The following is a 478-nucleotide window of genomic DNA, read 5'->3' as shown; positions in this document are numbered from 1 at the left end:
GGCCGCGGCTGGACCTGATCGTCGATCATGCGATCGCGCCGATGGAAACCCACCGCGTGGTTCGAGCTCGCGAAGATCAGGCGCTTCACGCCGGCCAGCCGCGCCGCCTCGAACACGTTGTAGCAGCCCTCGATGTTCATGCGGCGGATCTGCCCCGCCGCGCCCGTGATCAATACCTTGCTCATGTTCCCGTTCCTCTCAGCTCATGATGCCGATCTGCCAGGGCACGAACTCGTGGTCGCCCAGGCCCAGGGTTTCGCTGCGCGTGCGCTGACCGGAGGCGGTCGCCAGCAGCGCGTCGAAGATCTCGCGCGCGCAGCTCTCGATGGTGGCCGTGCCGTCGAGGATGCCGCCGCAATTGAGGTCCATGTCCTCCTGCAGCCGCCGGTACATCGGCGTATTGGTGGCCAGCTTCAGCGAGGGCACCGGTTTCGCGCCGAACATCGAGCCGCGCCCGGTGGTGAATGCGATCAGGTTC

General features: G+C 66.5%; 1 protein-coding gene and 1 pseudogene. Both read right to left on the bottom strand.

The features are described from left to right. A partial coding sequence (locus tag HWX87_RS37735) for an NAD-dependent epimerase/dehydratase family protein (protein ID WP_244137847.1) occupies nucleotides 1-185 on the bottom strand: 185 nt, incomplete at its 3' end. A 13-nt stretch (nucleotides 186-198) separates the two neighbouring features. Next, nucleotides 199-478 (bottom strand): annotated as a pseudogene (locus HWX87_RS37730) (UxaA family hydrolase); the annotation flags it as partial.

This window comes from Burkholderia sp. BCC1644 (assembly GCF_902833225.1).
Taxonomy (GTDB): Bacteria; Pseudomonadota; Gammaproteobacteria; order Burkholderiales; family Burkholderiaceae; genus Burkholderia.
Note: the sequence above shows the minus strand (reverse complement) of the source record. Positions and strands in the feature narration are given on the sequence as shown.